The 4,697-nt window shown below is 67.8% G+C and carries 3 protein-coding genes and 1 pseudogene; all 4 read right to left on the bottom strand.

The features are described 5' to 3' along the window. Window positions 1-113: 113 nt before the first annotated feature. Window positions 114-839: pseudogene (locus tag G3N99_RS34675) on the bottom strand (FAD-dependent oxidoreductase); the annotation flags it as partial. Window positions 840-844: 5 nt separating this feature from the next. After that, entirely contained in the window at window positions 845-2,173 is a 1,329-nt protein-coding gene (locus G3N99_RS34680; protein WP_206124623.1) for a dihydrolipoamide acetyltransferase family protein, read from the bottom strand. 1 nt (window position 2,174) lies between these two features. After that, on the bottom strand, window positions 2,175-3,215 hold the full coding sequence (locus G3N99_RS34685) for an alpha-ketoacid dehydrogenase subunit beta (protein WP_043182180.1): 1,041 nt from the start codon (window positions 3,213-3,215) through the stop codon (window positions 2,175-2,177). A 2-nt stretch (window positions 3,216-3,217) separates the two neighbouring features. Continuing rightward, window positions 3,218-4,450 carry a 3-methyl-2-oxobutanoate dehydrogenase (2-methylpropanoyl-transferring) subunit alpha gene (locus G3N99_RS34690; RefSeq protein WP_174934976.1) on the bottom strand — a complete coding sequence of 411 codons (1,233 nt, stop codon included), beginning with the start codon at window positions 4,448-4,450 and terminating at the stop codon, window positions 3,218-3,220. Window positions 4,451-4,697: the final 247 nt, after the last annotated feature.

Raw genomic sequence — 4,697 nt, forward strand, 5'->3', positions numbered from 1 at the left:
TGCGCTACTGTTAATTATGTTTACATGTACGGCCAGCAATCGATATCTAACCCGGGATATACGCTCTTCCCCTACACGACGCTCTTCCGATCTCGCACCGCGCCGTGTTCCGCGAGCCCGAGCACCTTGTGGCCGAGCAACAGCCGCACGCCCAGCCGCGCGAGCGAATCGGCGACCGGCCGCGCGAGTTCGGCATCGTAGGCCGGCAACACGCGCTCCGCCGCTTCGACGACGCTGACGTCGACGCCGAGCTTGCGATAGACGATCCCGAGTTCGAGCCCGATATACCCGGCCCCGACGACGACCAGCCGCTTCGGCAACGTCTCGGGCGACAGCGCCTCGGTGGACGACACGACATGCCCGCCGAACGGCATCGACGGCAGCGCGACCGGTTCGGAGCCGGTCGCGAGCAACAGGTGCTCGCAGCTGATTCGCGTCGTGTGGCCACCGGCGACGACGTCGACGGTCTTGCCGTCGACTACCTGCGCATCGCCGTGCAGCACGCGCACGCCGTTCTTCTTGAGCAGCGCGCCGACACCGCGCGTCAGCCGGTCGACGATGCCGTCCTTCCAGGCGACGCTTTTCCCGATGTCGATCTCGGGCGTGCGCACGCGGATCCCGAGCGCGCCCTCGCCTGCGTGGCCGCGGGCCTGTTCGAAGGCGTCGGCCACATGGATCAGCGCCTTCGACGGAATGCAGCCGATGTTCAGGCACGTGCCGCCGAGCCGGTCGCGCTCGACGAGCACGGTCGGAATGCCGAGCTGGCCGGCGCGAATCGCGGCGACGTAGCCGCCCGGGCCGCCGCCGATCACGAGCAGCGTGGTGTGTTCATTCTTCATCGCGCTCACTCCACGAACAGCAGTGCCGGGCGCTCGAGCACCGCGCGCACGGCCTGGATGAATTCGGCCGCGTCCGCGCCATCGACGACGCGATGGTCGAACGACGACGACAGGTTCATCATCTTGCGTGCGACGACCGCGCCGTCGCGGATCATCGGCCGCTCGACGATGCGGTTCACGCCGACGATGCCGACTTCAGGATGATTGATGACCGGTGTCGACACGATGCCGCCGAGCGCGCCGAGGCTCGAGATCGTGATCGTCGAGCCGCTCAGCTCGTCGCGCTGCGCGCGGTTCGCGCGCACTGCGTCGGCGAGCCGCGCGATCTCGGCGGAAATCGACCACACGTCGCGCGCTTCGGCATGACGCAGCACGGGCACCGTAAGGCCGCCGTCCGTCTGCGTCGCGACCCCCATGTGCACCGCGCCGTAGCGCGTGACGACGCCCGCTTCATCGTCGAAGCGCGCGTTGATCTGCGGGAAATCGCGCAGCGCGATCACCATCGCGCGGATCAGCAGCGGCAGCGGCGTGAGCTTGCCGCGCGTGTCGCCGTGGCGGCGATTCAGCTCCGTCCGCAACGATTCGAGCTCGGTGACGTCGATCTCCTCGACGTAGCTGAAGTGCGGAATGCGGCGCTTCGCTTCCTGCATCTTGCGTGCGATCGCACGCCGCAGGCCGATCACCGGTACGTCGGTTTCGTCGTTGCGTTCGGCGTAGCCACGCGCTTGCGATCCGCGCGCCGCACCGATGCCGGTGCCCGCATACGCATCGAGATCCGCATGCAGGATCCGCCCGGCTTCACCGGTGCCGCGCACGTAGCGCAGCTCGACGCCCATGTCCCACGCGCGCTGGCGTACGGCCGGCGACGCGAGCGGCCGTTCACCCGGCGCGAGCGCCGCACGCGGCGGCGCAGCGTGCTCCGCGTGCTCGGCATGCTTCGCGCGACGCGGCTCCGCCGGTGCGTGCTTCGTCGCCGGTCTGGCGGACGATTCCGCCGGCGCGTCGGCCACGGCCTTCGACGGCGCTGCCGCGACCGGTGCGGTTTCTACCTTTGATTCTCGCACCGGTGCGCCGGCCTTCAGGTTGCCGTCGCCTTCGACCTCGAGGCGGATCAGCTCGCTGCCGACCGCCATCATCTCGCCGATCCGGCCGCCAAGCTCGATCACCTTGCCCGTCACCGGCGACGGAATCTCGACCGCCGCCTTGTCGGTCATCACATCGGCGAGCGGCTGGTCTTCCTTGATCGTCTGCCCGACTTCCACGTGCCAGGCCACCAGCTCGACCTCGGCAATCCCTTCGCCGATATCCGGCATCTTGATGACATGAATCCCCATCTCACGCCTCCATCACGCGTCGCAACGCTTCACCGACCCGGGCCGGGCCCGGAAAGTACGCCCACTCCTGCGCATGCGGATACGGCGTATCCCAGCCCGTCGTGCGCTCGACCGGCGCTTCGAGGTGGTAGAAGCAATGTTCCTGGACCAGCGACACCAGTTCCGCACCGTAACCGCAGGTGCGCGTCGCCTCGTGCACCACGACGCAGCGCCCGGTCTTGCGCACCGACGCGACGATCGTGTCGAGGTCGAGCGGCCACAGCGTGCGCAGGTCGATCACCTCCGCATCGATGCCCGTCTCCTCGGCCGCGGCGAGCGACACGTGCACCGTCGTGCCGTAGGTCAGCACCGTGACGTCGTTGCCGGGACGCACCACGGCGGCCGTATCGAGCGGCACCGTGTAGTAGCCCTCGGGCACCGCGCTGGCCGGATGCTTGAGCCACGACGTGACCGGCCGGTCGTGATGACCGTCGAACGGCCCGTTGTACAGCCGTTTCGGTTCGAGGAAGATCACCGGATCGTCGTTCTCGATCGATGCGATCAGCAGCCCCTTCGCGTCGTACGGATTCGACGGCATCACGGTGCGCAGCCCGCACACCTGCGTGAACATCGCCTCCGGGCTCTGGCTGTGCGTCTGGCCGCCGTAGATGCCGCCGCCGCAGGGCATGCGGATCGTCATCGGCGCGATGAACTGGCCGGCCGAGCGATAGCGCAGCCGCGCGCCTTCCGACACGATCTGGTCGGACGCCGGGTAGAAATAGTCGGCGAACTGGATCTCGCACACCGGGCGCAGCCCGTATGCGCCCATCCCCACCGCCGCGCCGACGATCCCGCTTTCGGAGATCGGCGCATCGAACACGCGCGACTTGCCGTATTTGTTCTGCAGTCCTTCGGTACAGCGGAACACGCCGCCGAAATAGCCGACGTCCTGCCCGAACACGACCACGTCGCTGTCGCGCCCGAGCATCACGTCCATCGCCGAGCGCAGCGCCTGGATCATCGTCATCGGCTGCGTTGCCGTGCCGGTTTCTTGTTGCGCCATGATCACGCTCCCAGTTCCTGGCGCTGACGGCGCAGGTGCGCGGGCAGCTCCTTGTACACGTCGTCGAACATCGACGCCGGCGACGGAATCCGGTCGTCGGCCAGCGTGCCGTATTTCTCCGCTTCCTTCTGCGCGGCGATCACCTCGGCCTCGAGCTCGGCCGTCAGCGCTTCGTGCGCGCTGTCCGACCAGATGCCCTTGACGATCAGGTGGCGCTTGAAGCGCTCGATCGGATCGCCGAGCGGGAAATGGGACCAGTCGTCGCTCGGCCGATACTTGGTCGGATCGTCCGACGTCGAGTGTGCGCCCGCACGGTAGGTCACCCATTCGATCAGCGTCGGGCCGAGGTTGCGGCGCGCGCGTTCGGCCGCCCAGCTCGACGCCGCGTAGATCGCGAGGAAGTCGTTGCCGTCGACGCGCAGCGACGCGATCCCGCAGCCGACGCCGCGACCGGCGAAGGTCGTGCCTTCGCCGCCCGCGATCGCCTGGAACGTGGAGATCGCCCACTGGTTGTTGACGACGTTCAGCACGACCGGCGCGCGGTACACGTGCGCGAACGTGAGCGCGGTGTGGAAGTCGGATTCGGCTGTCGCGCCGTCACCGATCCACGCGGATGCGATCTTCGTGTCGCCCTTGATCGCCGACGCCATCGCCCAGCCGACCGCCTGGATGAACTGCGTCGCGAGGTTGCCGGAAATGGAGAAGAAGCCCGCTTCGCGGTCCGAGTACATCACGGGGAGCTGGCGGCCTTTCAGCGGGTCGCCTTCGTTCGACATCAGCTGGCAGATCATTCGCTCGAGCGATACGTCGCGCGCGATCAGGATGCTCTGCTGGCGGTAGGTCGGGAAGCACATGTCGCCGTCGCGCAGCGCCATCGCGTGCGCGGTGCCGATCGCCTCTTCGCCGAGGCTCAACATGTAGAAGGAGATTTTCTTCTGACGCTGCGCGATCATCATGCGCGCGTCGAAAATGCGGGTCTTGAGCATCGCGCGCAGGCCGGCGATCAGCCGCGCATCGTCGAGATCCGGCGCCCACGGGCCGACGGCCTTGCCGCTGTCGTCGAGCACGCGCACGAGGCTGCGGGCGAGATCGGCGGTGTCCGCCGCGGCAACGTCGATCGGCGGGCGGCGAACGGCGCCGGCCGGCGATAGATGCAGATAGGAAAAGTCCGTCTTGCAGCCCGGGCGCCCGGTGGGCTCCGGCACATGCAGACGCAATGGCTCTGACAGGCTCATCGTGTCGTCTCCACGCTCGATTGTGTCTCACGCTGAATTAGGAACGCGCGACCGGTTGCCGGCCTGCGCGCGGGCTGGCGTGCGGATAGGCACGCCAACCTTGGAAATTTATGCGCTGTGACGGCGAACGTCGATGACCAACCCGCTCGACCGCGGTGAGCAGATTTGCCATGTCGGGTGCGGGAGGCCCGTCGTACGGGCGCCAGCCGATGGTCCAGCGTGGACGTATCGGGGGACGAACCGGGGC

Origin of the sequence: Burkholderia sp. Ac-20392, assembly GCF_017104585.1 — a bacterium.
Lineage (GTDB): Bacteria > Pseudomonadota > Gammaproteobacteria > Burkholderiales > Burkholderiaceae > Burkholderia > Burkholderia lata.

Coding starts and splice junctions, on each gene's coding strand:
- G3N99_RS34680 (WP_206124623.1), bottom strand. CDS start 2,173: ATGGGGATTCATGTCATCAAGATGCCGGATATCGGCGAAGGGATTGCC.
- G3N99_RS34685 (WP_043182180.1), bottom strand. CDS start 3,215: ATGGCGCAACAAGAAACCGGCACGGCAACGCAGCCGATGACGATGATC.
- G3N99_RS34690 (WP_174934976.1), bottom strand. CDS start 4,450: ATGAGCCTGTCAGAGCCATTGCGTCTGCATGTGCCGGAGCCCACCGGG.